Annotated in this window: 27 protein-coding genes; 11 read left to right on the top strand and 16 right to left on the bottom strand. The window is 68.1% G+C overall.

Features of this window, described 5'->3' with window-relative positions:
* Window positions 1-6 precede the first annotated feature (6 nt).
* The 9 genes from PKE75_RS01655 to PKE75_RS01615 all read right to left on the bottom strand — a co-directional run bounded on the left by PKE75_RS01655 (window position 7) and on the right by PKE75_RS01615 (window position 8,798).
* A complete protein-coding gene (locus tag PKE75_RS01655) occupies window positions 7-1,833 on the bottom strand; it encodes a sensor domain-containing diguanylate cyclase (protein ID WP_271166953.1) in 1,827 nt (608 codons plus the stop codon).
* A 320-nt stretch (window positions 1,834-2,153) separates the two neighbouring features.
* Window positions 2,154-2,444: a hypothetical protein gene (locus tag PKE75_RS01650; RefSeq protein WP_271166952.1), complete on the bottom strand. Its 291-nt coding sequence runs from the start codon at window positions 2,442-2,444 to the stop codon at window positions 2,154-2,156.
* A 151-nt stretch (window positions 2,445-2,595) separates the two neighbouring features.
* Complete coding sequence (locus PKE75_RS01645) at window positions 2,596-3,966, bottom strand: carbohydrate porin (RefSeq protein ID WP_271166951.1); 1,371 nt, start codon at window positions 3,964-3,966, stop codon at window positions 2,596-2,598.
* A 141-nt stretch (window positions 3,967-4,107) separates the two neighbouring features.
* The gene (msrP, locus tag PKE75_RS01640; RefSeq protein WP_271166950.1) at window positions 4,108-5,094 is read right to left on the bottom strand and encodes a protein-methionine-sulfoxide reductase catalytic subunit MsrP; all 987 of its coding nucleotides are present in this window, start codon (window positions 5,092-5,094) and stop codon (window positions 4,108-4,110) included.
* Between the two features lie 107 nt (window positions 5,095-5,201).
* On the bottom strand, window positions 5,202-5,723 hold the full coding sequence (locus PKE75_RS01635; protein WP_271166949.1) for a DUF992 domain-containing protein: 522 nt from the start codon (window positions 5,721-5,723) through the stop codon (window positions 5,202-5,204).
* A gap of 75 nt (window positions 5,724-5,798) precedes the next feature.
* Window positions 5,799-7,001: a pyridoxal phosphate-dependent aminotransferase gene (locus PKE75_RS01630; protein ID WP_271166948.1), complete on the bottom strand. Its 1,203-nt coding sequence runs from the start codon at window positions 6,999-7,001 to the stop codon at window positions 5,799-5,801.
* A gap of 79 nt (window positions 7,002-7,080) precedes the next feature.
* On the bottom strand, window positions 7,081-7,434 hold the full coding sequence (locus PKE75_RS01625; protein ID WP_271166947.1) for a DMT family protein: 354 nt from the start codon (window positions 7,432-7,434) through the stop codon (window positions 7,081-7,083).
* 51 nt (window positions 7,435-7,485) lie between these two features.
* Window positions 7,486-8,394, bottom strand: a complete 909-nt coding sequence (locus PKE75_RS01620) for an NAD(P)-dependent oxidoreductase (RefSeq protein WP_271166946.1) — start codon at window positions 8,392-8,394, stop codon at window positions 7,486-7,488.
* 92 nt (window positions 8,395-8,486) lie between these two features.
* Complete coding sequence (locus PKE75_RS01615; RefSeq protein ID WP_271166945.1) at window positions 8,487-8,798, bottom strand: usg protein; 312 nt, start codon at window positions 8,796-8,798, stop codon at window positions 8,487-8,489.
* A 223-nt stretch (window positions 8,799-9,021) separates the two neighbouring features.
* Between PKE75_RS01615 and PKE75_RS01610 the strand changes: the two genes are divergently transcribed.
* Together PKE75_RS01610 and PKE75_RS01605 are read left to right on the top strand one after the other, a co-directional pair.
* Window positions 9,022-9,528: a hypothetical protein gene (locus PKE75_RS01610; protein ID WP_271166944.1), complete on the top strand. Its 507-nt coding sequence runs from the start codon at window positions 9,022-9,024 to the stop codon at window positions 9,526-9,528.
* Entirely contained in the window at window positions 9,525-9,995 is a 471-nt protein-coding gene (locus PKE75_RS01605; protein WP_271166943.1) for a DUF488 domain-containing protein, read from the top strand. Before PKE75_RS01610 ends, PKE75_RS01605 begins: the two co-directional genes overlap by 4 nt.
* A gap of 20 nt (window positions 9,996-10,015) precedes the next feature.
* Here the strand turns inward: PKE75_RS01605 and PKE75_RS01600 are convergent, their stop codons facing one another.
* The 4 genes from PKE75_RS01600 to PKE75_RS01585 all read right to left on the bottom strand — a co-directional run bounded on the left by PKE75_RS01600 (window position 10,016) and on the right by PKE75_RS01585 (window position 13,511).
* Window positions 10,016-11,632: a molybdopterin-binding/glycosyltransferase family 2 protein gene (locus PKE75_RS01600; protein ID WP_271166942.1), complete on the bottom strand. Its 1,617-nt coding sequence runs from the start codon at window positions 11,630-11,632 to the stop codon at window positions 10,016-10,018.
* Complete coding sequence (locus PKE75_RS01595) at window positions 11,629-12,315, bottom strand: XdhC family protein (RefSeq protein ID WP_271166941.1); 687 nt, start codon at window positions 12,313-12,315, stop codon at window positions 11,629-11,631. Before PKE75_RS01595 ends, PKE75_RS01600 begins: the two co-directional genes overlap by 4 nt.
* Window positions 12,312-12,590, bottom strand: a complete 279-nt coding sequence (locus PKE75_RS01590; protein WP_271167250.1) for an XdhC family protein — start codon at window positions 12,588-12,590, stop codon at window positions 12,312-12,314. Before PKE75_RS01590 ends, PKE75_RS01595 begins: the two co-directional genes overlap by 4 nt.
* 108 nt (window positions 12,591-12,698) lie before the next feature.
* Window positions 12,699-13,511 (bottom strand): serine hydrolase family protein, encoded by an 813-nt coding sequence (locus tag PKE75_RS01585; protein WP_271166940.1) that lies wholly within the window; start codon window positions 13,509-13,511, stop codon window positions 12,699-12,701.
* Window positions 13,512-13,881: 370 nt separating this feature from the next.
* On the opposite strand from PKE75_RS01585, the gene PKE75_RS01580 reads away from it, so the two are divergent.
* The 7 genes from PKE75_RS01580 to PKE75_RS01550 all read left to right on the top strand — a co-directional run bounded on the left by PKE75_RS01580 (window position 13,882) and on the right by PKE75_RS01550 (window position 19,667).
* A complete protein-coding gene (locus PKE75_RS01580; protein WP_271166939.1) occupies window positions 13,882-14,796 on the top strand; it encodes an ABC transporter permease subunit in 915 nt (304 codons plus the stop codon).
* On the top strand, window positions 14,793-16,115 hold the full coding sequence (livM, locus tag PKE75_RS01575; protein WP_428979091.1) for a high-affinity branched-chain amino acid ABC transporter permease LivM: 1,323 nt from the start codon (window positions 14,793-14,795) through the stop codon (window positions 16,113-16,115). The genes PKE75_RS01580 and livM overlap by 4 nt, the downstream gene beginning before the upstream one ends.
* A 65-nt stretch (window positions 16,116-16,180) precedes the next feature.
* The gene (locus PKE75_RS01570; protein WP_271167249.1) at window positions 16,181-16,984 is read left to right on the top strand and encodes an ABC transporter ATP-binding protein; all 804 of its coding nucleotides are present in this window, start codon (window positions 16,181-16,183) and stop codon (window positions 16,982-16,984) included.
* Window positions 16,981-17,703, top strand: a complete 723-nt coding sequence (locus PKE75_RS01565; RefSeq protein ID WP_271166937.1) for an ABC transporter ATP-binding protein — start codon at window positions 16,981-16,983, stop codon at window positions 17,701-17,703. The genes PKE75_RS01570 and PKE75_RS01565 overlap by 4 nt, the downstream gene beginning before the upstream one ends.
* Window positions 17,704-17,785: 82 nt before the next feature.
* Window positions 17,786-18,142: a DUF6867 family protein gene (locus tag PKE75_RS01560; RefSeq protein WP_271166936.1), complete on the top strand. Its 357-nt coding sequence runs from the start codon at window positions 17,786-17,788 to the stop codon at window positions 18,140-18,142.
* 103 nt (window positions 18,143-18,245) lie between these two features.
* Window positions 18,246-19,346 carry a branched-chain amino acid ABC transporter substrate-binding protein gene (locus tag PKE75_RS01555; protein WP_271166935.1) on the top strand — a complete coding sequence of 367 codons (1,101 nt, stop codon included), beginning with the start codon at window positions 18,246-18,248 and terminating at the stop codon, window positions 19,344-19,346.
* Between the two features lie 96 nt (window positions 19,347-19,442).
* Window positions 19,443-19,667, top strand: a complete 225-nt coding sequence (locus PKE75_RS01550) for an alkylphosphonate utilization protein (RefSeq protein ID WP_271166934.1) — start codon at window positions 19,443-19,445, stop codon at window positions 19,665-19,667.
* A 12-nt stretch (window positions 19,668-19,679) separates the two neighbouring features.
* Here PKE75_RS01550 and PKE75_RS01545 read toward each other — a convergent pair whose 3' ends face one another.
* From PKE75_RS01545 to PKE75_RS01535, 3 genes are all read right to left on the bottom strand, one after another.
* Window positions 19,680-20,414 (bottom strand): cytochrome c biogenesis CcdA family protein, encoded by a 735-nt coding sequence (locus PKE75_RS01545; protein ID WP_271166933.1) that lies wholly within the window; start codon window positions 20,412-20,414, stop codon window positions 19,680-19,682.
* A 267-nt stretch (window positions 20,415-20,681) separates the two neighbouring features.
* The gene (locus PKE75_RS01540) at window positions 20,682-21,284 is read right to left on the bottom strand and encodes an NADPH-dependent F420 reductase (protein WP_428979090.1); all 603 of its coding nucleotides are present in this window, start codon (window positions 21,282-21,284) and stop codon (window positions 20,682-20,684) included.
* An 88-nt stretch (window positions 21,285-21,372) separates the two neighbouring features.
* Entirely contained in the window at window positions 21,373-22,107 is a 735-nt protein-coding gene (locus PKE75_RS01535) for an SDR family NAD(P)-dependent oxidoreductase (protein ID WP_271167247.1), read from the bottom strand.
* 253 nt (window positions 22,108-22,360) lie between these two features.
* Here PKE75_RS01535 and PKE75_RS01530 point away from each other — a divergent pair, with 253 nt between their 5' ends.
* Together PKE75_RS01530 and ettA are read left to right on the top strand one after the other, a co-directional pair.
* On the top strand, window positions 22,361-23,257 hold the full coding sequence (locus PKE75_RS01530) for a LysR family transcriptional regulator (protein WP_271166932.1): 897 nt from the start codon (window positions 22,361-22,363) through the stop codon (window positions 23,255-23,257).
* A 233-nt stretch (window positions 23,258-23,490) separates the two neighbouring features.
* Window positions 23,491-25,140, top strand: a complete 1,650-nt coding sequence (ettA, locus tag PKE75_RS01525) for an energy-dependent translational throttle protein EttA (RefSeq protein WP_271166931.1) — start codon at window positions 23,491-23,493, stop codon at window positions 25,138-25,140.
* The last annotated feature ends 158 nt before the right edge of the window (window positions 25,141-25,298 follow it).

Genomic DNA, 25,298 nt, shown 5'->3' with positions numbered 1-25,298 from the left:
GACCTTTCAGGCGACAACCTTGCCTGCTGCGCCTCCGAAGAACCGCCACGTGCCACGGCCGGCGCTCTTGGCGGCGTAGAGCGCGCGGTCGGCGCGGGCGACGAGCTCGTCGCCGGCCTGGCCGCCCGAGGTCGCGACCGCGACCCCGATCGACACCGTCGGGCGCAGCGAATGGCCGGCGCCTTCGAACGGCTCCGACAGCGCGACGTTGACGCGTTCGGCAAGCGCGTCGAACTCCGCCGCGCTATGACCGGTCGCGATCACCGCGAATTCGTCGCCGCCCAGCCGTGCGGCGACGTCGCCGATGCGGGCGGTCGCCTTCAGCCGCATCCCGATCGCGATCAGCAGCGCGTCGCCGGCGGCGTGGCCGAAGGTGTCGTTCACCGCCTTGAAGTGGTCGACGTCGATCAGCAGCACTGCGAGCCGCCCGCCCTGCCGGTCGAGCCGGGCCCCGGCCTTTTCGAGGTCGCGTTCGAACACCGCGCGATTGGCTAGTCCGGTCAGCGCGTCGTGGTTGGCGAGGTGCTCCAGCGCGCTCTCGAGCCGCTTGCGCTCGGAGATGTCGGTGTAGGTGCCGACTGCGCGGAGAGCCACGCCCTCGGCGTCGCGCTCCACCACCTTGCCGCGGTCGAGCACCCAGACCCAATGGCCGTCCTTGTGGCGGCAGCGCACCTCCGCCTCGTAGAACTCGGTTTCGCCGCGCACGTGTGCGTCGAAGGCGGCCTTCGCGAGGCCGCGATCGTCCTCGTGCATGATGGAGTCCCAGTGCGCGACCTCCGGGAACTCCTCGGCGCCATGGCCGAACATGCGGCAGGCTCGCTGGCTGAAGAAGCTCTCGCCTGAGCTCAAGTTCCAGTCCCACAACCCGTCATTGGCGCCCTCGAGCGCGTAGGACAGCCGGGTCGCGTTCTCAAAGAGCGCGCGGCGCGACCGTTCGCGCTGCGAGGCGATCGCGGCGACCAACAGCCCGGGCAGCGTGGTGAGGGCGAGCATCGCCTGCAGTGACAGCAGGACCCCGGCGTGCCCATGGTCGGCGGCTCCTGGCCAGAAGCCCGCGAGCGCGGCGGCCACCACGCATACAGAGAATACGGCTGCCGTAGCCGCCGTGTAGAACATGCCAAACCGCAGCGCGAACCACAGCAGCGCCGTGGCCGAGACCTCGATCAGCCAGAGCTGGCCGGTAATCGGCACCAGCAGGCCGGCGGCCGTCAGAGTGACGCTCGCGGCCGCGAGTTCGATTGCGCGCCGCGCGGTCGACGGCTCGGTGTGCGAACGGCGGCGGAACTCGGCGGCGGCGCGCCGCTGCTCGCGGCTTCGCCAGAACAGGAAGGGCGGCAGCAGGAGCAGGAAGTTGACCGAGTCCAGAAGCCACCACGACCAGATGAACCGGCCGATCGCGTCAGGGCCCTCGTTGAACGCCGAAGTGAGCGCGACCCCGCCGACGACGGCGGCGGGGATCGGCCCGACGACCGAAACGAAGAACAGCCCGAGCACCGTGCGGGTGCGCGTCGGCTCGTCCTGCGAAATTCCGCCCAGCCGCATCAGCAGAGCGGTCACACCGACGCAAAGCCCGTTCGCCAATCCCAGCGCAGCCGAAGGCGCGATCCCGTCGCCGACCATCCAGTGGGCGAGCGCGTTCGCGGCGCCGATCAGGACGATCTCCGGCCAGCCATCGACCCGCTTCAGCAGAATCAGCGCCCCGAGGGCGAGCGCGTTCGCGGGCCAGATGACGGCGGCCACGCCATGCGCCCGTCCGAAGACGACCGTCGCATAGGCGATTACGAAATAGGCCAGAGCGAGCAGGGCCGCCTTCATGATGCGCGCGGACGTCAACGCGTACCTCCCCGCCCGCCAGCCGGGCCGTTCAAACCTGTCATGCGACCACTACTATTCGGTTTAATCGAGCGCGCAAAAATTATGTGGGTTGCGAAACAAAACCGGCTTGTCGGCTAAGCGCCGCGCCGCAACGCGGTCGCCGCCGTCGGGAATCCGGCGGCGGAAACGGACTGAGCGGGGGTGTTCGTATAAAGCTGCCGGTGCGACGGCGCGGGGGCGCGCACGCCGCCCCCGGTCATCTCGGCCGAGCGGCCTGCGTTAATCCCGCCAACGCCCATCCGTCCCGTCAAGAGACAGGACGGGGGCGACGTACGGCCTTAGCGAGTCTGGATCACCGTCGTCGAACTCGGCGCCGGCTCCTCGACGTGCGTCGTCGTGGTCTGCTTGTCGACGCCGCCATCGGAATTCTTGGTGATCGTCTTGCGCTTCTCGACCGTGCCCTCGTCGGTCTCATGCGTCTTCACGGTCGTCTTGGACTCTGTGGTGGTGGAGGGCGGATCCTCGGTGATGACTGTCGTGCTCTGCGCGAGCGCGGGACCCGCCGCGAAAGCCGCGGCGATCAGCGCGGTCAGCGCGACACGACGGATGCGGGCGTCGGGATTGGTCATGCGTATCCTCCGGCGGAAATTTTCCGCTTCACTGTTCCCTTGGGACAGGGGAACGCGCCGGCGGGGCTGGGGTTCCTGCGATGGGCGCCCTGAGGCGAGGAGCTCGCCGAGATCAGAGCCGCGCCGGCCGCCGCTTTGCGGTGCGATGCGCTCAGAATCGAACGATCGTCGCGACCCCGAACACGGTCGCGTCAGGCAAGCGGCGGGCGGCGCCCTCTTCGGCGTCGATCACGCTGGCGCCGGGATTGACGACGTACTGCGCCGTCGGCTGCACGGTGAGGCCCGGGACGATCTCCGCGCGGTAGGTCGCCTCAATGACCGCTTCGAAGCCGTGCGGCCGGCGCCCGTAGCCGATCGCGGCGTTCGCCGCCCGGTCGGCTTTAAGCAGGCCCGGGGAGAAGTTGGCGTAGGCCGCGGCGAGGCCGACGACATCCCTCGGCCGACCGGGCAGAATCCCCGTCGCGACCACGCCGCCGTCGAAATAGAGGTCGACGGCGTTGCGGTCCGAAGGGCCGAGGATGGCGCGGGCGAAAACCCCAACGCCCTGTTCATCGGTCCCGCCGGGCAGGCGCCAGACCTGTTGGTCGACGACGCCGTAGACGTTGACATTGGAGCGATGGCGGCGCGGGTGGTCGTTCGAGCCGGGCGAGCCCAGCACCAGCCCGTCCGAGCCGCGCTCGACGTCGTCGAACCGGCCGAAATGCATGTAGCCGCCGAGCTTGATCGTCCCCGGCAGGCCTGCGGCGTCCTCGCCCTGGTTGTAACGGTACTGTCCCTCGACGATCGCCAGCGGCGGGTCGCCGATCTCGAAGTTGAGCCCGTGCCGGTTGCGCGTCTCCGGGTCGCCCTCGCCCTTGCCGGAGGGGTAGCCGTTGAACACGGCCGCCAGGATCGAGAGGTTCTCGTTCGGATCGAGCTTGAGGCGCACGCCGGGCGTCGCCAGCGGATAGGCCGGACCCCCAGCCGGCAGGTTCTCCGAGGGCGGTCCGGCCCATCCGAAGGTCGCATCGATGAAGGCTTCGCCGTAGTCGCTGGTGATGAACTCGACGTCGATCGCCATCTGACCGGCGCGGATCGCGACCTGCTCGGAGAATTTCTGCTCGTACCAAAGCTCGAACAGACGGGTGGACGGCCGCGCGCCGATGTCGTCAGCCGACATGAAGTTTCCGACATAACGCTCGGAGACGTCGCGGCCGTGGATCTGGAACATGTTGGCGTGGAGGCGACCGCCCTCGATCCCGACCAGTTTTTCCGCGTCGAGATCGACTGCAAGGGACAGCAGCCCGCTATAGGTCGTCCCCCGCTTCACGCCGCCGGACAGGTTCGCGCGCGGGTCGGAGAAGTAGAAAGCGGAGAACCGCACGCCACGATCGGCGAGCGTGTCGCGCGCCGCGGCGACGCCAGCGAAGGCCGGGACGTGGTCAAGGATCGACGGGCCGGCCTCGTCGTCCTCCGCGGCCAGCCCCGCGCCGCCAAGCGCCGCCGTGAGGACAAGAGCAAGCGCGCCCGCCCGAACACCCACACGCCCCCGCATCCGCCCCGCCGCTTATGAGAGTTTTCTTATGTCCAAACTCGCATAGCGAAGGGGTTCGCCTCAACGGTGATACCGCCATGGCCGCCGAAGCGTCGCTAGGTGCGGCGCGCGCGCATCACGCGTGTTCCGTCAGCGGTAGAGCTGCTCGCCCTTGATGTCCTTGTAGAGGCTGGCGACCTGCTCGGCGTAGCCATTGAACAGCTGCGTCGGACGGCTCTCGCCTGTGCCGATGAGCTTCTCCGAGGCCTGACTCCAGCGGGGATGCGCGACCTCCGGATTCACGTTCGCCCAAAAGCCATATTCGCCGGGACCGGCCACGGCCCAGAGGGTCGCCGGACGCTTGTCGGTGAACTCGACGCTGACGATCGCCTTCACGGACTTGAAGCCGTACTTCCACGGCACGACCAGACGGATCGGCGCGCCCATCTGCCTCGCGAGCGGCTTTCCATAGGCGCCGGTCGCCAGAAACGCGAGCTCGCTGGTCGCCTCGGCGATGGTCAACCCCTCCGTATAGGGCCAGTCGAACAGCGGGCTCGCCTGCCCTTCGGCGACGTCCGGGTTCAGGAAGGTCTTCATCACCACGTATTTCGCGGACGACAGGGGTTTCGCGAAGGCCACGAAGTCCTTCATCGGGATCCCCGACCACGGCAGCGCCATCGACCACGCCTCGACGCAGCGGTGGCGGTAGAGCCGCTCCTCGAGCGGCAGCTGCTTCATCAGGTCGTCGATCGCGACCTCGCGCGGCTGCTCGACCATACCGGAGATCTTGATCGTCCACGGCCGGATCGGGAGCGCCTGAGCGTCTTCGGCGATCGATTTCGACGTGCCGAACTCATAATAGTTGTTATAGCCGAGGTTGATGCTCTCGGGCGTGATCCCGCGATCAAGCTTGTAAGCGCCGCTCCGCTTGAAGGGGTAAAGGCCGGCGGACGGGTCCGGCGCCTGCGGGGGCGGCGCCTTCTTTCCGAAGCCGAACCATTCGGCCTTCGCCGCGCCGGGCGCGAAGGCGGCGGCCCCGGCGAGTGCGCCCATGAAGAGCCGGCGGTTCATCGCGACATGCTCGGGCGTCGCCTCCGATTCCGGAATCGCCCAGGATGGGGTGCGTCTGATCAGCATGGGCGTCGCTCCTTGGCTCGAAGACGTATCGAGGGAGGTACGCATGAAAACGGCCGGAGGTTACGCCCCCGGCCGGAAGACTGCTCACGATGGCGAGAGCGGAGGTCTCAGATTGGATCGAGCGTCAGCGACGAATAGCCGGCGGTGACGGAAAGCCCCGTCTGGCCTTCGACGCTGAGGGGCTGGAGCGAGATCGTCGCGGCGGAGCCGCCGACCAGCAGGCTCGCGCCGGCCCCGATCAGCGCCGCGGCGCTCGCCGAGGCGCCGCGATACTTGCCGGCGAGATCGCCCGGCCCGAGATCGTCGGAATGGGCGATCACCGCCCAGGCCATCACGCCCGGCCCTTGCGCGCCCACGTCGACGCCGATCTTGTTGACGTGGCCCATGTAGAGGTCGACCGCGTTGCGGCCGGCGGCCGGCCGGTAGACGCAGGACACGTCGCGGCGCGAGCCGACGACGTAGCCGATAGAGCTCGCCGTCTCGCAACGGAGCGTGCCGACCTGATAGCCGGAGACCGGCGTATAGCGCCGGGTGACGGTGACGGAGGGATGCGCGATGTCCGCGGCAAGCGCGGCGCCCGAAGCGAGGCAACCCGTGGCGAGGAGCGTGGCCTTAAGGAATGAATGCATGGAAAGGCTCTCCGATTCGTCCCCGGGTTCAGGAAACGCCCCAATCTGGACTTTCGTTCGACGCAACCCTGAGCTTCAGCGCAGCGATCCGCAGAACCGCTGGATACGGCGGCACGCCTCTTCCAGCGTCTCGTCGGCGGCCGCGTAGGAGATCCGGAAGTTCGGCCCGAGACCGAAGGCCGAGCCGTGCACAACCGCGACCCCTTCGCTCTCCAGCAACTCGCTGACGAAGTCCTCGTCGGTCGCGATCGTTCTGCCGGTCGGCGCCGTCTTGCCGATCGTTCCGGCGCACGAGGGATACACGTAGAACGCGCCCTCGGGCTTCGGGCAGTTCAATCCGCTCGCCTGGTTCAGCATCGAGACGACGAGGTCGCGTCGGCGCTCGAAGGCCTCGCGGAAGCCCGGCAGGAAGTCCTGCGGCCCCGACAGCGCCTCGAGCGCCGCCCATTGCGCGATCGTGCAGGCGCCCGAGGTCTGCTGCCCCTGCACCATCTCCATCGCCTTGATGAGCGCGTCCGGTCCCGCCGCGTAGCCGATGCGCCAGCCCGTCATGCAGTACGCCTTGGAGACCCCGTTCATCGTGAGCGTGCGGTCATACAGCCCCGGCTCGACCTGCGCGGGGGTGGTGAACTGGAAGCCCCCGAACACGAGGTGCTCGTACATGTCGTCGGTGAGGACCCAGACATGCGGATGCCTCAGCAGCACGTCCGTCAGCGCCTTGATCTCGTCGCGCGCATAGGCCGCCCCCGACGGGTTCGACGGCGAGTTCAGCAGAACCCACTTCGTCTTCGGAGTGATCGCCGCGTCGAGCGCTTCCGCGCGGAGCTTGAAGCCGTCCTCCTGCCGGGTGTCGACGATGACGGGCGTTCCGCCGTTCAACGCCACCATCTCGGGATAGCTCACCCAATAGGGCGCCGGCACGATCACCTCGTCGCCAGGATTCAGCGTCGCGACGAAGGCGTTGTAGAGGATCTGCTTCCCGCCGGTCGCGACGATCGTCTGCGACGGCTTGTAGTCGAGCCCGTTCTCGCGCTTGAACTTCTGCGCGATCGCCTCACGCAGCGGCGCGATGCCGGCGACCGGCGGATACTTGGTCTCGCCGCGGCGGATCGCGTCGATCGCGGCGTCCTTGATGTTCTGCGGCGTGTCGAAGTCCGGCTCGCCCGCCCCGAGACCGATGATGTCGCGCCCGGCGGCCTTCAGCTCGCGCGCCTTCTGGCTGACGGCGATGGTGGCGGACGGCTTTACGCGCGACAGCGCGTCGGCGAGGAAGGCCATGGCGTGCTCCATAGAAAATCGGCCGGACCCTAGGCGCCGCGCCGCCGCCGCGCAAGCGACGCGAGCAGGCCGTCGCCTTTTACGAGAAAGGCCCCCGGAACACGAAATACGCCCCAAGCGCGATCAGGCCGAACCCCACCGCATGGTTCATCGTCAGGCGTTCGCCGAGATAGGTCACGGAGAAGCCGGCGAACACAAGGAGCGTGATCACCTCCTGCATGGCCTTCAGCTCCGCCCCCGAATAGACGGCGCTGCCGATGCGATTGGCGGGCACTGCGAGGCAGTATTCGAACAGCGCGATCGACCAGCTCGCGAGGATCACGATCCAGAGCGGGGACTCCTTGAACCTCAGATGGCCGTACCAGGCGAAGGTCATGAAGACGTTCGAGAAGACGAGCAGCACCACCGGGGCGGCGGCGGAAAAGTTGGGCATCGGGGACTTCGCTCCGGTGGGCCGAAAGCGGCTGGATGGGCGCGCGCCTGGTCAGTCGGGCCGTTGGTCGGGCGCGGCGGTCAACCGCCGCCCGCTCGCCGCCTCCAGTTGCAGCAGCAGGGCCGAATGGTCGAGGCCGCCGCCGCCCATCGCGTCGCGCAAGGCGGCGAAACGCTCACGCGCGTCCTGCGTCAGCGGCAGCGTGACGCCGGCGTCGGCGGCGGCGGCGAGCGCTGTGTCGAGATCCTTGACCTGGGTGCGCACCATGCCGCCGGGACGGAAGTCACGCTCGATCATGCGGCGGCCGTGCTCCTCGAGGATGCGGCTCTCGGCGAAGCCGCCGCGGATCGCCTCGCGGACGGCTGCGGGATCGGCGCCGCCCGCCGCCGCCAGCAGCAGCGCCTCGGAGACGGCGCCGATGGTGACGCCCACGATCACCTGGTTCGCAAGTTTGGCGAGCTGGCCCGAGCCCGCCGGCCCGACCCGGATCGCCCGGCCGAGCGGCGCGAAGATCGGCCGGGCGGTCTCGAAGGCCGCCTCCTCGCCGCCGACCATGATCGCGAGCGAACCATCGCCTGCGCCCCGCGTGCCGCCCGAGACCGGCGCGTCGAGGTGGGAGACGCCTGAGGCCGCCAGTCGCGCGGCGTGGTCGCGGGCGAGCGACGGCGGGATCGAGCTCATGTCGATCACGAGGCCTCCGGGCTTCATCGCGGCGGCCGCGGCGCCGTCTCCGAACAGCACGTCCGTCACCGCGGGGCCATCCGCGAGCATGGCGATCACGACGTCGGCCATGGCTGCGGCTTCAGCCGGGCTTCCCGCCACGACAGCGCCGTGAGGCCGAAGCGCGTCGGCCTTCGACAGGGTGCGGCTCCAGGCGATAACCTCGAACCCCGCGCCGATCAGCCGCCGGGCCATGGGGGCGCCCATCAGGCCGATTCCGAGAACGGCGACGCGTGTCATGGGCGCGAAACTCTCTCAAGCGATCGCGCCCGATCACGGCGCACGGGCGTTATCGCGCGCCGCGGCCCGGAGAGGCAATTGGCGTTGAAGCCTCAGTTCAGGAGGAACTCCGCCCTCACCGGCTCGAAATCCGCCGGGCCGATCAGCGCCTTGTGCCCGACCCGGACCGAATGCAGCATCCCCTCGATCTCGCGACGCCACCAATCGAGAAAGCCGCGCAGCACCGGGTAGTCGGGCGCCTTGTCATATTGCTGCCAGAGGAAGGTTTGCAGCAACGCAGGGTGATCCGGCATCCGGTACAGGATCTCCGCCGTAGTAAGTCCGTATCCGTCGATCTGGCGCTTGAAATCCGCGCACGATCTTCCGCCGTCATGCTCGTTTCTTGGCTGCCCGCATCCGCTCATCGGCCATGCTCCATCGCTTCGACAGCGCGGTTGCCGACGCGCCGCACGAATACTTTGTGACGCCTTACCCGTTCATGACAATACCCGCGGGTTAACAAGAGGTTAACCACCAGATTTTGGCAGCAGCGGCGCATGAGTGCTGCACACGACTGTCGATCGCGGCCCGCCGCGCTAGCTTCGCCTTGAGGCCGGGGGCCTGGGGTCCTTGTTGGAGATCGCCTGCATGCGCATGGTCCTCGCCGTCGCGCTCGCCCTCGCGGCAAGCGGTGCGAACGCCCAAAGTTGCTTCCGTGAATGCCTCGGCGGCAAAATCGACTCCGGCTCCGACGACGCCGCGACCCGGGACGCCGCGCGCGAATGCCGGGAGACCTGCGACGGCGAAACGCGCGCCGCGCTCGACAAGGAAGGCCTGTCCGCTCGCCTCGAAGGCTGCCGCGCCGAGCCTCTGTCGCTCGCTGACTTCCGCAAGGTGCGGTCCGCGAGCCCCTCCTATTACGTGCAGGCGAACGTGTTCGTCTGGGACGCGAAGAACCCCTTTCCCGACCGCGTGTTGACGAAGATCGAGGTGACCGCGCAGAATCTCGATCTGAACGAGATGGGCTTCACCGGGACGGGGCTGGTCCCGCCCTCCGGCGTGGGGACGTTCGTGATTCCCGGCTTCTTCGACGGCTACCCCGCCGTCCGCTTCGCAGCGAAAGTGCAGACGATCTGGGCCTGTTCGATCAAATGAGCCGCCTGTTCACCATCGGCTACGAGGGCGCGACGCCGAACGCGCTTGCGGATGCGCTCGCGACCGCAGGCGTCGAGACGCTGGTGGACGTGCGGGCGGTCGCGAATTCGAGGCGCCCCGGCTTTTCCAAGCGCGCGCTTTCGGCCGGGGTCGACGAACGGGGCGTGGGCTACCTGCACCTGCGCGCGCTCGGCACGCCGGCCGAAGGCCGGGCCGCCGCGCGCAGCGGGCGCCACGACGACATGCGCCGGATTTTCGCCGCCCATCTGGAGACCGAGGCCGCGCAGGAGGAGCTCGCCGCTCTCAAGGCTCTCGTGCGGACCGGCAGGAAGCTCTGCCTGCTCTGCTTCGAGCGCGAGCCACAGCACTGCCATCGCCTGATGATCGCCGAGCGCATCGAGGTCGACGACCCGAGCCTCGCGATCGAGCACCTCCACGCTCTGCCCGCGAGCTTCGAGCGGCCCTGAGGCCGGCCCGACGCGAGGCCTCACCCCTCGGCCCTGAGCGCCGCCAACGCTTCGGGGGTGTCGACGTCGAGCAGCGCGCCGGAATCCTCGACGGCGACCTCGCGCACCGCCTCGCCATGCGCGCCGAGCAAGTGGCGGCCGCCGACGTCGCCTTCGACGCGCGCAAGCTCGGAGAAGAAGCGCCGGCCCCACAGCACCGGGTTGCCCCGCCTGCCCTCGCGGGTGGGCGCGACGACATGCGCGCCGGACGCCGGATCGAACGCCGCCACGAGACGCGTCACGAGGGCGGAGGTCACCCGCGGCATGTCGCCGAGCAGCACGACCGCGCCGTCGACTGAATCCGGCAGCGCCTTCAGCCCGGCGCGGAGCGAGGTCGAGAGGCCCTCCGTGTAGCGGAGGTTGGTCGCGAACCGCACCGGCAGGCCGGCCAGCGCCTCCTTGACCGAGCCCCCCTGGTGACCGGTGACCACCACCACCTCGGCGAGAGCCGCGCCCAGCGCGGCCTCCACCGCGTGGCGAACCAACGGGCGGCCTTCGACGATCTCGAGCAGCTTGTTCGGGCCCCCCATTCGGGTCGACCGGCCGGCGGCGAGAACCACGCCTGCGACCTTCGGCGCCTTGGACGGCGCGGCGCGGTCGTCCCGGGGCTGCGGGCGCGAGACGATCTCCATCAAAAGGCCGCCGACGCCCATGCCGGTGATGTCGCGGCTTGCGATCGGCAGGCCGGCGAGAAGGCGGTTGAGCACCCAGTCGAAGCCGTTCTCCTTTGGGCTCCTCGCGCATCCGGGCGCGCCGAGCACGGGGCGGCCGTTGAGCCGCCCGAGAAGCAGGAGATTGCCGGGATCGACCGGCATGCCGAGCCGATCGACAGCGCCTCCCGCCGCCTCGATCGCCGCCGGCACGACGTCCCGCCGGTCGGTGATCGCGGAGGCGCCGAAGACGATGGTGAGATCCGGCTTCTCGATGGCGAGCTCCGACAAAGCGCGGGTCAGCGAAGCCTCGTCATGCGCGACCCGCCGATCGGCGAACAGCGCCGCGCCCGCCGGGGCCAACCTCCGTTCGAGCACCGTCATCGTCTTGTCGATGACCTTCTGGTCGAGGCCGGGCAGCAGGGTCGAGACAGCCGCGATCCGCCTGAGCGCGAACGGCGCGACCTTGACGAGCGGACCCATCGCCCGGGCCAGCGCCTCGGCGCGGGCGACGATCGCCTCGTCGAGCGCAAACGGAATGATCTTGACGGTGGCGAGCATTGCGTCTTCGCCGACCGAGGCGTGCTCCGACAACGTCGCCAGGGTCACGGACTCGTCGATCTCGTTCAGCGCGTCGACCGCGGTCCGGTCGATCAGCAGCACGCCCGCGCGCTCAGCGAACAGGTTGGAGCGGCCCGTGAACGGATCCTCGACCCGGACGTGCGGGCCGGCGAGGGCCCGCGCGATCCGGTGCGCCGCCTCGTTCTCGGTGACGTCGTCCGGCCCGAGTTTGGCGGCCACGATCTCCAGGACGCCGCGCCGGCCGAGCTCCGCGACGTCGGTCGCGGTCACGCGGCCGCCCTTCCTCAGAACGTAGCCGTCGACCCGGATCGCGTGCGCAGCGACAGCGCCTTCGGCGCGGGCGAGCGGGAGAGGCCCGAACTTCATAAGCGTTCCCCCGGCCGGCGCAGCGCCGCGGTGATCTCCGCGATGATCGCGACGGCGATCTCCGCGGGTGAAGCTGCGCCGATCGGCAATCCGATCGGCGCGCGGATGCGCCCGAGCGCCCCCTCGTCGACGCCGGCGGCTATCAGACGCTCGCGCCGGGCGGCGTGAGTCTTCCGGGAGCCCAACGCGCCGACATAGAAACAGCCGGCGGCGAGCGCCGCGATAAGCGCCGGATCATCGATCTTCGGATCGTGGGTCAGCGCCGCGAAAGCGGTGAACGCGTCGAGCCCGACGGAGGGCGACGCCAGATCGAGCCATTCCGCCCGCAGGTCAACATCCGGAAAGCGCTCAGGGCTGGCGAAGGCGGTGCGGGGATCGACGATCGTCACCTCGTAGCCGAGCGAGGTCGCGATCGGAGCCAGCGTCTGGGATACGTGAACCGCCCCGACGATCACGAGGCGCGGCGACGGCAGATGGACGTTGAGGAAGACGTCCTCGCCACTCGACTCCTTCGCCATGCAGCTCTTGCCGGAGACGAGCGCTCTGCCGATGGCCTGCGCCAACGGGTCGGCGGAAGGGTCGAGCACGAGGCGCTGGTCGCCGGTGCGGAGATCCGTGACCACTGTCGCCGCCTGACGGGCCGCCCTCGCCGCGTTCAGGCGGCTGAGCAGATCGAGCCTCACGCCAGTTTCTCGACGAAGACCTTGATCCGCCCGCCGCAGGACAGGCCGACCCGCCACGCAGTCTCGTCGGCGACGCCGAATTCGAGCAGGCGCGGCTCGCCGCTCGCGATGACCTCCGCCGCTTCTCCCACCACCGCGCCCTCGACGCAGCCGCCGGAGACGGAGCCTTCGAAGGCGCCGTCGGCGTCGATCACGACATGGCTGCCCGCGGGCCGCGGGGCGGAGCCCCAGGTTTCGACGACGGTCGCGATCGCGACCGAGCGGCCTTCGCGCATCCAGGCTTCGGCGGTCGACAGAATGTCCAAAGAGGGCGGCTTTCGGGATCGATGGCGACTGCGTTCAGATAGTCCGGCCGCAGTCGCGCGACAACGCGTCGCCGTCGCCTATGGCCCAGGCGGCGCGACAAGGCCGAGATTCGTCATCAGGGTCCGCGTGCGGGATACGGCGTCCTCGACCGACCGGTCTCCCGCGCCGGTCTCGACCACGGCGAAGATCGTGCTTCGCGGCCCGCGGTCGACCCAGCCCACGGCCCACGCCGCGCCCCGGCACGAACCGCTCTTGACCGCGAAACTCGCGTCGCCGATCCGCTCGGCCGGGACGATCTCGACGGTGCGCGCCTGCGACTCCGCGGTCGTCGGCAGTTCGCCGCGCTTCAGCCTGGCGAGGAATTCGACCTGCTCGACCGCGCTCAGAGTAAGCGCAGGACCGCCGTCGTCGCGTCCGGGCGGGATCGGCGCCGCGCCGGTTTCCGCATCCCCATAGCGCATTGCCCCAAGCGCCTTGGCGAAGGCGTCCGGGCTCACCCGGCGCACGACCTCTTCTGAAACCCAAGGAACCGATCCGCGGAACGCGTCGCGCAGGCTCACTCCATCCGGTGGATCGCCCTCGATCGCCGGATTGCGCTTCAGCGGCGCGTTGGCGTCGGGCACGACACCGCGATCCAGCGCGATCACCGTCGCGGGGATCTCCAGGGTGGCGCAGGGCGGCAATCGTCTCGCGCATTCGAGGCCGTCGGAGGTCGCGGTCTCCGCGCCGGGCGCGACGTCGCGCAACGCCGCGCAGGCCTCCACGCCCGCGAAGGCCGAAGCGAAAGCGGAACGCAGGTCGGCGGGCCCTTCCGCCCGCGCGGACGGCGCCGCCGACGAGACCAGAACGCAGACAATCAATACGGCCGTAACGCGCACGCCGGTCGCCATCCCGCCTATTCCGAGCCTCCGCCCGTCACGTCGCCGCCATGTCGTTGATTTTCCCCGCTTTGCGCTGATTCCGATCCGCGGAACCGAAGCCGCGTCCAGTCTGCGCCTGATATGGGGCGACAGATAGGCCGTGATTACCCGACGTGTAGCCAAGCCTCGCGACGGCAAAAGAGAGACGCTGGCCCGCTGTCCCGGATTTCAGGAGATCTGCGCCGCTGCTCGCGTTGTGACCGGCCACCGGGCTTGCTAAGACTGCCTCCGAAGCGTGCTCGCCTGCCGAACAGGCGCCTTGTCGGGCGGGGCGCTTCTTGGGGTGTGGACCGGCGCGGGCGCAGCGGGCGCGAACCGAGCGGAGGCTTCTGAACCGCCGATGGAATATTTCGCGCAGCAACTGATCAATGGGCTCACCCTCGGCTCGATCTACGGCCTGATCGCGATCGGCTACACGATGGTCTACGGCATCATCGGCATGATCAACTTCGCCCATGGCGACGTGTTCATGGTCGGTGGATTCCTCGCGCTCATCGTCTATCTCGCGCTTGTCTCGCTCGGGATCACCTTCGTGCCGCTCGCGCTGATGATCGTGCTGATCGTCGCGATGGCGCTGACCGCGCTCTACGGCTGGACTGTCGAGCGCGTCGCCTACCGGCCGCTGCGCGGCTCGTTCCGCCTTGCGCCGCTGATCTCGGCGATCGGCATGTCGATCTTCCTGCAGAACTATGTGCAGGTCGCTCAGGGGCCGCGCGTGAAGCCGCTGCCCCCGGTCGTCACCGGCGGCTATCAGTTCGGCGTGCCCGGCGGCTTCGGCGTCAACATCTCGAACGTGCAGATCATCATCATCGCGACGACGGTCGCGCTGATGACCGGCTTCACGCTGCTCGTCGCGAAGACGCCGCTCGGCCGCGCCCAGCGCGCCTGCGAGCAGGACCGCAAGATGGCCTCGCTGCTCGGCGTCGACGTCGACCGGACGATCTCGCTGACCTTCGTGATCGGAGCGGCGCTCGCCTCCGTCGCGGGTCTGATGTACCTGCTCTATTATGGCGTGGTCGACTTCTACATCGGCTTCATCGCAGGGGTGAAAGCCTTCACCGCCGCTGTGCTGGGCGGCATCGGCTCGCTGCCGGGCGCGATGGTCGGCGGGCTGCTGATCGGCCTGATCGAGACCTTCTGGTCGGCCTATTTCTCCGTGGAATACAAGGACGTCGCGGCGTTCTCGATCCTGATCGTGGTGCTGATCTTCATGCCCTCGGGCCTGCTCGGCAGGCCCGAGGTCGAGAAGGTATGACGGTGGCGGAACACGACGCCGTCACCCGATCCGAACCGCCCGCCTTCGCCGCGGCCCTGCGCGACGCTTTCGTCGCCGCCCTGATCGCGCTCGGCCTGGCCGCCCCGATGATGGGGCTGATGGCGACGCCCGGCCCCGAGGGCCTGAAGCTGGAGCCGCACTGGCAGCGCGTCGCGATCGCCGTCGCCGTGGTCTTCGTCGGACGGCTGATCCTCAACCTCACGATCTGGCGGCCGGGCGTCCGCAAGCCGAAGACGGCGAACTCGCCGCGGACCGACGCGATGCTGGCGCGGATCGCCAAGCTGCTGGCGCCCGCCGCCATCGTCATCGCGGTCGCCCTGCCCTTCCTGCCCGGCGTCGAGCGCTACACCGTCGATCTCGGCATCCTCGTCCTGACCTACGTCATGCTCGGCTGGGGGCTCAACATCGTGGTCGGGCTCGCAGGGCTCCTCGACCTCGGCTACGTCGCCTTCTACGCAGTCGGCGCCTATTCCTACGCGCTGCTCGCCCAGCATTTCGGGCTCGGCTTCTGGATCTGCCTGCCGCTCGCCGGCATCCTGGCCGCCTTCTGGGGCGTGATCCTCGGCTTCCCCGTGCTCAGGCTCCGGGGCGACTATCTCGCGATCGTCACGCTCGCCTTCGGCGAGATCATCCGCATCGTGCTGCTGAACTGGTACTGGTTCACCGGCGGCCCGAACGGCATCGGACAGATCCCCCGGCCGAGCTTCTTCGGGCTCGAGTTCAAGCCGGGCCCGGACGGCTTCGCGGCGACCTTCGGGCTGCAGTTCTCCGGACTGCACCGGATCATCTTCCTCTACTACCTCATCCTCGCGCTCGCCCTGATCACCAACTTCGTCACCATCCGGCTGCGCCGCCTGCCGATCGGGCGGGCCTGGGAGGCGCTGCGCGAGGACGAGATCGCCTGCCGCTCGCTCGGCATCAACACCGTCACCACCAAGCTGACGGCGTTCGCGCTCGGCGCGATGTTCGCAGGCTTCGCAGGCTCGTTCTTCGCTACGAGGCAGGGCTTCATCAGCCCCGAGAGCTTCGTCTTCATGGAGAGCGCGCTGATCCTAGCGATCGTCGTGCTCGGCGGCATGGGCTCGCAGTTCGGCGTCGCGATCGCGGCGCTCGTGATGATCGGCGGCTTCGAACTGTTCCGCGAATTCAAGGACTACCGGATGATCGTGTTCGGCGCGGTCATGGTGCTCATCATGGTCTGGCGCCCGCGCGGCCTCGTCTCGTCCCGGACGCCGTCGGTGTTCCTGAAGGAGAAGAAAACGATCGCCGGCGCCCTCGTCCAGGAGGGCCACGGTTGACGGTGAAGCCGCTCGACGCGCCGACGCTGCCGCCTGACGTGCTCTTGCGCGTCGAGCGTCTGACGATGCGGTTCGGCGGGCTCGTCGCCGTCGACGACGTGTCGTTCGACGTCAGACGCGGCGAAATCACCGCGCTGATCGGGCCGAACGGCGCGGGAAAGACTACCGTCTTCAACTGCATCACCGGCTTCTACAAGCCGACCGTCGGCCGCCTGACGCTCGACCGCGACGGCAGGCCGTGGCTGCTGGAGCGCTTGCGGGACCACCAGATCTCGCGCGAGGCCGGTGTCGCCCGCACCTTCCAGAACATCCGCCTGTTCGGCGGCATGACGGCGCTCGAGAACCTGCTCGTCGCCCAGCACGCTCCGCTGATGAAGGCCTCGGGCATGACGGTGCTCGGCGTTCTCGGCGTCGGCGGGTTCGGCAAGGCCGAACGTGCGGCGATCGAGAAAGCCAGACGCTGGCTCGAGCGCATCGGCCTTGCCGACCGCGCCGACGATCCGGCGGCCGACCTGCCCTATGGCGACCAGCGGAGGCTCGAGATCGCGCGCGCCATGTGCACCGACCCCGTGCTGCTCTGCCTCGACGAGCCGGCGGCCGGCCTCAACCCGCGCGAAAGCGCTGATCTCAACGCTCTGCTGCGCTCTATCCGCTCCGAGGACGGCGCGGCGGTGCTGCTGATCGAGCACGACATGAGCGTGGTGATGGAAATCTCCGACCACGTCGTCGTGCTCGATTACGGCCGCCTGATCTGCGACGGCGCGCCGAAGTCCGTTCGGGAAGACCCGAGGGTGATCGCGGCCTATCTCGGCGTCGAGGACGAGGAGGTTTCGGCCGTCGAGCGCGAGATCGAGGAGACCGCCTCGTGACCGGGCCGCTGCTCGCGATCCGCGGCGTCACGGCCTATTACGGCGCGATCGCCGCTCTGAAGGGCGTCGACGTCGACGTCGCGAGCGGCGAGATCGTCACGCTGATCGGCGCAAACGGCGCCGGCAAGTCGACGCTGATGATGACGATCTTCGGCAGCCCCCCCGCCCGCGACGGCTCGATCGTGTTCGACGGGCAGGACATCACCCGCACGCCGACCCACGAGATCGCGCGGCTCAAGATCGCCCAGTCTCCCGAGGGGCGGCGCATCTTCGGGCGAATGACCGTCACCGAGAACCTGCAGATGGGCGCGGCGGTCACCAAATTCGCGCATTACGACGAAGATCTGCGTCGCGTATTCGACATCTTCCCGCGGCTGAAGGAGCGCGCCGGCCAGCGCGGCGGCACTCTGTCCGGCGGCGAGCAGCAGATGCTCGCGATCGGCCGCGCGCTGATGAGCAGGCCGCGTCTGCTGATGCTCGACGAGCCCTCGCTCGGCCTCGCTCCCTTGATCGCGAAGCAGATTTTCGGCGTGGTCGACGAACTCAACCGCACCGAGGGGCTCACCGTCTTCCTCGTCGAGCAGAACGCCTATCACGCGCTGAAGCTCGCCCATCGCGGCTATGTCATGGTCAACGGCCGGATCACGATGAGCGGCGCCGGACGCGAACTGCTGGAGCGGCCTGAAGTCCGCGCGGCCTATCTTGAGGGCGGCCGCTGATGAGCTCGTGTCTCGTGAGAAGCGGCGGCCGGCGCCTCTCCACGACGGCGGCCAGCGGCCCGACCTGTTTCAGGAGCCATCCATGGGCCTGATCTGGGAAATCTCCTTCGCGGAATTTGTCTTCGTCACTCTGATCCTCGGCGGCGGCGCGGCGTGGATGGCCGGCCGGGGCGTCGCGAGCTCGTGGGAGCCGTCCTGGAAGGCTGCGCTCTGGATGATCCCGCTCGGGCTCGCGGTTCGGTTCATCCACTACGCGCTGTTCAGCGGCAGCCTGCTCACCCTTCATTTCTTCGTCGTCGACCTCGTCATCCTTGTCGGCTTCGCCCTCGCCGGACATCGGGCCACGATGGCGCGCCAGATGACGCGACAATATTCGTGGCTCTACGAGCGCGCCGGACCATTCGCGTGGCGCGCGAGATCCGGCGCCGGCCCAAGGTGACAGGAACCGCGCGACGCGGCATCAATAACAGCGACGGCGGAAACAGAAGCCGCCCGCGCCTGCAGACGAAAACGTGAACCGAGACCTGAAGGGACGTTGGGACATGAAGAGACATCTCGCAGCCGCGGCCGGAGCGGCGCTTGCCCTCATCCTCGCGGCGCCCGCCTATGCCGACGTGGTCATCGGCATTGCCGGCCCCATGAGCGGCGAGAACGCCGTGTTCGGCGGCCAGATCAAGAACGGCGCCGGGCAGGCGGTGGAGGACATCAACGCCGCGGGAGGAATCAACGGTGAGAAGCTGGTCGTGAAGATCGGCGACGACGCCTGCGACCCCAAGCAGGCGGTCAACGTCGCGAACCAGCTTGTCGGCGACGGCGCGAAGGTCGTGATCGGCCATTACTGCTCGGGCTCTTCGATCCCAGCCTCGTCGGTCTACGCCGAAGAAGGCATAATCGAAATCTCGCCGGCCTCGACCAATCCCGCCTTCACCGACAAGCGCCCCGGCCCGACGATCTACCGCGTCTGCGGCCGTGACGACCAGCAGGGCGCCATCGCCGGCAAGTATCTGCTCGAGCACTTCAAGGACAAGAAGGTCGCCGTCGTCCACGACAAGTCGTCCTACGGCAAGGGGTTGGCAGACGAAACGTTGAAGACCTTCCAGGCCGGCGGCGGCAAGGAAGCGATGTATGAGGCGATCACGCCGGGCGAGAAGGACTATTCGGCGCTGGTCTCCAAGCTGAAGCAGGCCAATGTCGACGTGGTCTATTTTGGCGGCTACTACCAGCAGGCCGGCCTCATCGTCCGCCAGATGCGCGACCAGGGCCTGCAGGCGAAGCTGATGGGGGGCGACGCGCTGCAGTCGACTGAATTCCTCGGCATCACCGGCAAGGGCGGAGAGGGCGTGATGTTCACCTTCCCGCCGGACCAGACCAAGCTGCCGGAAGCGGCTGATGTGGTTCAGAAGTTCAAGGACAAGAAGATCGCTCCGGAAGGCTTCACGCTTTACAGCTACGCGGCCGTCCAGATCTGGGCCAAGGCGGCCGCCGCGGCGAAGTCGACCGAGGGAACTGCGGTCGCGGCTGAAATGAACAAGCAAACCTTCAACACCATCGTCGGAGACCTGAAGTTCGACGACAAGGGCGACCCGACGGTGGCCGGCTTCGTGTTTTACGAGTTCAGGGACGGCGGCTACAGCCAGCTGTAAGCCAGCCTCAGCCAAACACGAGACGTGATCGAAAGGCCCGCCGATCCGGCGGGCCCTTTTTACTATCTGCAGCATGCGACTTAAAGGAAATCATCGGTGAGCGACGAAGACATCACCCGCGACAGCAACGGCGCGGAGCTCAAGGACGGCGACAGCGTCACCCTGATCAAGGATCTCAAGGTCAAAGGATCCTCGGAGACCATCAAGCGGGGCACTTTGGTGAAGAACATCCGTCTCACCGCCAAGCTCGACGAGATCGAGTGCAGCACCAAGCAGGTCAAGGGCCTCGTGCTGCGGACGGAGTTCCTGAAGAAGGCGTAACGACGCCCGTCCTCACCCGAGCGAGGCGAGCCCCGGGAACGTCTCGATCAGCCAGAACGAGACGGTCGACGTCCAGCCGGTGAGAAACGCGATCCCGGTCAGCACCAGCAGGCCGCCCATCACCTTCTCGACCGTTCCGAGATGCGAGCGGAAGCGCTTGAGGAACCGGACGAAAGGCCCCATCGCCAGCGCCGCGATCAGGAACGGGACGCCGAGTCCCGCCGCATAGACCGCGAGCAGCCCCGCGCCCTTCGCGACCGTCGCCTCGGAGGCGGCGACCGCGAGCACGGCGGCGAGCACGGGACCGATGCACGGCGTCCAGCCGAAGGCGAAGGCGAGCCCCATCACATAGGCGCCCCAGAGCCCGACAGGTTTCTCCACCTCGACGCGGGTGTCGCGCATCAGGAAGGGAATGCGGAGCGCTCCGAGGAAGTGCAGGCCCATCACGATGATCGCGAGGCCCGCGAGCGTCGCGAGCAGCGGCGCGTGGCTGAGCAGAAGTCCGCCGATCGCGGACGCCGTCGCGCCGAGCGCGATGAACACGGTCGCGAACCCCGCGACGAACAGAAGAGCCGCGAGCAGCGTGCGCGCGACGGCTCTGCGCGGCGCGTCCCCCCCGATCAGGTCGTCGAGCGTGGCGCCCGCGAGAAAGCACAAATAAGGCGGCACCAGCGGCAGCACGCAGGGGCTGAGGAAGCTGATGGCGCCCGCGCCGAACACGGCCGGCAGCGTGACGTTCGAGATCATGCGGCAGCTTTCGCACGCCGGACCGTCCGGCGAGCGGGCGGCTTAGCGCGAAAGGGGGAGAGACGGAAGCGGGCGCAAGGGGATGTGATTGGGGAAGAAGTCGCCGTCCGGCTTGGGCACGCCGCGTGCCGCAGTAGGAGGACGACTGCGCTCCGCGCCTTTCGGCTTCATGAATCATTTCAGTGATCGCACTTCGGGTTTGGAGACCTGGCTTCCAATCGCGTCAGCGCCTGGGCGAGCAGCATACCTGACAATGGACAGTGGTCGTTACTGCTCCTTCTTGAACAGGTCCTGGAAGATGAGCGGACCCCAGGTGCGGCCGCGTGCGTGCACCAGCCAGCCCCCCTCGTTGAGCTTTCCCAGATTGACGGGTGCGAACCCGAGTTGTTTGGCCAGGGCCGCCACGGGAGCGATCGCGTCATCGTCGTCGCTCGACAGAAAGACGACCCGGCGCCCGCCCTCGACGATCGGATCGGCAGCCAGCGTTGCCGCGATCAGGTGATTGAAACCTTTCACGAGCTTGGCGTCGGTGAACGCCTTTGCGACGAAGGCGGAGGATGGGAGGCCGTCCAGCTCTTCAGGGACTGCCGGAAACGCATTCGTCGCGTCGATGACCGTCTTGCCTTCCCAGCTTGGCAGGGCCTTCGCGACCTCGCGATGCTCCGCGAACGGGACCGCCAAGATGATCATGTCGGCCTCGAGCGCATCCCGCAGAGACTTGGCGACGACCGTGGGCCCGATCGCCCGAGCCTGCGGCGCCAACGCCTCGGGCGGCCGGCGGCTTGCGACCGTCACGTCGATGTTTCTACGGGCGAAGGCGTGGGCGAGAGCTTGGCCGATCTTACCGAATCCTACAATTGCGTAGCTCATAATGCTTCTCCGATCCGTGTTGATATTGAGTCCGGGCCTTTCAACGGCGCGGGGTTATTCGAATGGGCGCCTGGCCGGGAGCGGGGCGTCAGAGTTGCGCAAGGCCGCCGTCGACGGCGAGCTCGCTGGCAGTCATGAAGCTGCTGTCCGGTGATGCGAGAAAGGCAGCCGCAGCTCCGATCTCTGCGGGATCGGCCATGCGCTGGAGCGGGGTCATCGCGGCGAAGACCTTCTGGCCTTCCTCGCCGAGCGCTTCCTTCGCGAGTTCGGTCGCGGTCGCCCCGGGCGACAGTACGTTGACCCGGATGCCGGTGCCCTTCAGGTCCTCCGCCCAGGTCCGCGCGAGGTTGCGCACGGCCGCCTTGCTCGCGCTGTAGGCGCTCATTCCCGGCGCGCCCGTGGCGCCGGCGCTCGATCCGGTCAGAATGATCGAACCGCCCGCGCGCATCAGCGGCAGCGCCTTCTGGACCGTGAAGATCGTACCCTTCACATTGGTGTCGAAGGTTTCGTCAATGTGCTCGCCGGTGATTTTGCCGAGTGCAAGTTGGCTTCCCGCGCCGGCATTGGCGAAGACGATGTCGAGGGCGCCGCGCTCGGTCTTCACGGCCGCGTAAAGCCGGTCGAGGTCGGCCTCATCCGAGACCGAGCCCCTCACCGCGCGGGCATGGGGGCCGAGGTCGGCCACAGCGGCGTCGAGCGCGGTCTGTCGGCGGCCGAAGATAAAGACGAAGGCGCCTTCCTCGATGAAGCGCTTTGCTGCGGCACGGCCGATGCCGGTGGCGCCGCCCGTGATGACTGCAACCTTACCCTCAAGCCTTCGCATGACATCTCCTTTGGGCCCCGTCCTCGATTGTTCGAGAGGCCCGGGGCCCAAACATGAGTTCGGCGGAGCCGGGCGTTGAGTGCTGAAGCGCGCACATCGGTGGTGCGAAATCGATCCGGCCTGAGCACCGACGCCGGCCACGGCGGTTCGCCGGAATTCGGCAGGCGCGCGGGCCGAGATAAGACCGTCCGACTGCTATTCAATGTGTTAGATACGGGCTTGGAAAGCGCACCGCTCGGTGCCGGATCGCACCATGATCGACTGGGATGACGTTCGCTATTTTCTCGCCGTCGCGCGCGGAGGCTCATTGCGGGCCGCCGCCGGGCGCCTCGGGGTGAACCACTCGACGGTGCTGCGGCGCGTCGGCCAGCTCGAGGAACGCCTCGGGGCGCAGATGTTCGAAAAGCTTCCCGCGGGCTACCGCCTAACGGCTGCGGGCGAGGAGGTCCTCGAACTCGCGAACCAGATGGAAGCGTCGTCGCACCAGCTGGAGACACGCGTGCTGGGTCGCGACCAGAGCGTGCGCGGACTTCTGCGGGTGACGCTGGCGCCGACCCTCGCGACACACCTGCTCATGCCGGACTTCGCCGATTTCGCGCGCCTGCATCCGGAGATCGAGATGGAGATCGTGTCGTCCGGCGAACTGGCGAATCTGACCAACCGAGAGGCCGACGTCGCGATCCGCGTCGTCTATGACCGCAAAACCCTGCCGCTCAATCTTCACGGCCTGAAGGGGCCGGAGCTGTTCGGCGGCGTCTACATGTCCTGCGATCGACTGGCCGCGTGGCGTGAGGGCGCGCCGGATCCCATCCGGTGGATCGTCATAAGCATTCACGGAATTCCGGATTGGGCGAGCACGGGCGAGATTGGCGCCGCGGGAGTTCCGTTCAGGACCACGGACGCCGAGGCGCAGATCGTCGCCGTACGGCAGGGGCTCGGGATGACGACACTGCCGTGCTTCATTGGCGACGCCGACCCCCTGCTGGTGAGGGTTCCGGGCGCCGACCTCCACATGTACGGGACGGTTTGGCTCCTCACCCAGGGGGAGACACGCAAGACGAAGCGCGTGCGGCTCTTCACGGAGTTCGTATCCCGCAGGCTCGCCGCGTATGCTCCGCTTCTCGCGGGGCTGTCCATATCGCGCGACTGACGTCCGGCAGGTCGCCGGCGACGCTTGCAGTGGCCAAGCGCCTGCAAGCGCACATTCCGAACTCCGACATGGGCCAGGAAGCCAACTCTCGACGCTGGGAGCCCTGCGGACGCGAACGCGCGTCCCGGGGTTCGCCGCCCCTTGCCGCTCGCTCCGGCGCTGCGCTAGAAGACCGCCAACCCTCGACATCCCGCGCCGGCCGAAGCAGGCCGCGCCAACCTCCAGGCAAGCGCATGGCCCGCGAATTCATCTATCACATGAGCGGCGTGTCGAAGGCCTTCGGGCCCAAGAAGACGCTCGACAACATTCACCTCTCCTTTTACCCGGACGCCAAGATCGGCATCCTCGGGCCGAACGGCGCCGGCAAGTCGACCCTGCTGAAGATCATGGCAGGGATCGACAAGGAGTACACCGGCGAGGCGTGGGCGGCGAAGGGCGCGCGCATCGGCTACCTCGCCCAGGAGCCGCAGCTCGATCCCGCCAAGACGGTGCGTGAGAACGTCATGGAAGGCGTCGCGTCCAAGACTGCGATCCTCGAGCGGTACAACGAGCTCGCCATGAACTATTCCGACGAAACGGCCGACGAGATGACCGAGCTCCAGGACAAGATCGAGGCGCTCGGCCTCTGGGACCTCGACTCGAAGGTCGACCAGGCGATGGAGGCGCTGCGCTGCCCGCCCGACGACTGGGACGTGGTCAAGCTGTCCGGCGGCGAGAAGCGCCGCGTCGCGCTCTGCCAGCTGCTGCTCTCGGAGCCCGAGCTGCTGCTGCTCGACGAGCCGACCAACCATCTCGACGCCGAGACCGTATCCTGGCTCGAGAACCATCTCCGCAATTATCCGGGCGCGATCCTGATCGTCACCCATGACCGCTACTTCCTGGACAACGTCACGAGCTGGATCCTCGAGATCGACCGCGGCCGCGGCATCCCCTACGAGGGCAACTACTCCGCCTGGGTGGTCCAGAAGCAGAAGCGGATGATCCAGGAGAACCGCGTCGAGGAGGCGTTGCAGCGCACGCTCCAGCGCGAGCAGGAGTGGATGGGCAACAGCCCGAAGGCGCGGCAGGCCAAGAACAAGGCCCGCATCCAGCGCTACGACGATCTCGTCGCGAAGGCGTCCGAAGGCGGCCCCACCACCGCGCAGATCGTCATCCCGATCGCCGAGCGGCTCGGCAACAACGTCGTCGAGTTCGATCACCTCTCCAAGGGCTTCGCCGACAAGCTGCTCATCGAAGACTTGACCTTCAAGCTGCCGCCGGGCGGCATCGTCGGCGTCATCGGCCCGAACGGCGCCGGCAAGACCACGCTGTTCCGGATGATCACCGGCCAGGACACGCCCGACGCGGGCGACATCAAGGTCGGCGAGACCGTGCAGCTCGGTTATGTCGACCAGTCGCGCGACGCGCTCGATCCGAACAAGAACGTCTGGGAGGAGATCTCGGGCGGCACCGAGATCATCCACCTCGGCAAGCGCGAGGTGAACAGCCGCGCCTATGTCGCCGCCTTCAACTTCAAGGGCGCGGCGCAGCAGAAGAAGGTCGGCGACCTCTCGGGCGGCGAGCGCAACCGCGTGCATCTCGCCAAGATGCTGAAGTCCGGCGCCAACGTCCTGCTGCTCGACGAGCCGACCAACGACCTCGACGTCGAGACTTTGCGGGCGCTCGAAGAGGCGCTCGAGGAATACGCCGGCTGCGCCGTCATCATCAGCCATGACCGCATGTTCCTCGACCGCATCGCGACCCACATGCTGTCGTTCGAGGGCGACAGCCATGTCGAATGGTTCGAGGGCAACTTCCAGGACTACGAGGAAGACAAGAAGCGCCGCCTCGGCCCCGACGCTGTCGAGCCCAAGCGCATCAAGTACCGCCAGTTCGCGCGCTGAGGGCATGGCGAAGCCGCCGTTTCGCGCTATCTGGCTCGGCCAGGGTCGGAGCGGCGGCATGAGCGTGACGAACATCGATCGGGCCAGGAGCAGTCTTTCAAGACGGATCGAGCCGCCACGCGCGGCGACGAGGTCGTCGTCGCCCGCTCTGCGCGCGG

Source organism: Hansschlegelia plantiphila (genome assembly GCF_027922265.1).
GTDB classification, from domain to species: domain Bacteria; phylum Pseudomonadota; class Alphaproteobacteria; order Rhizobiales; family Methylopilaceae; genus Methylopila; species Methylopila plantiphila.
This window is presented reverse-complemented; position numbering and strand designations above follow the sequence as displayed.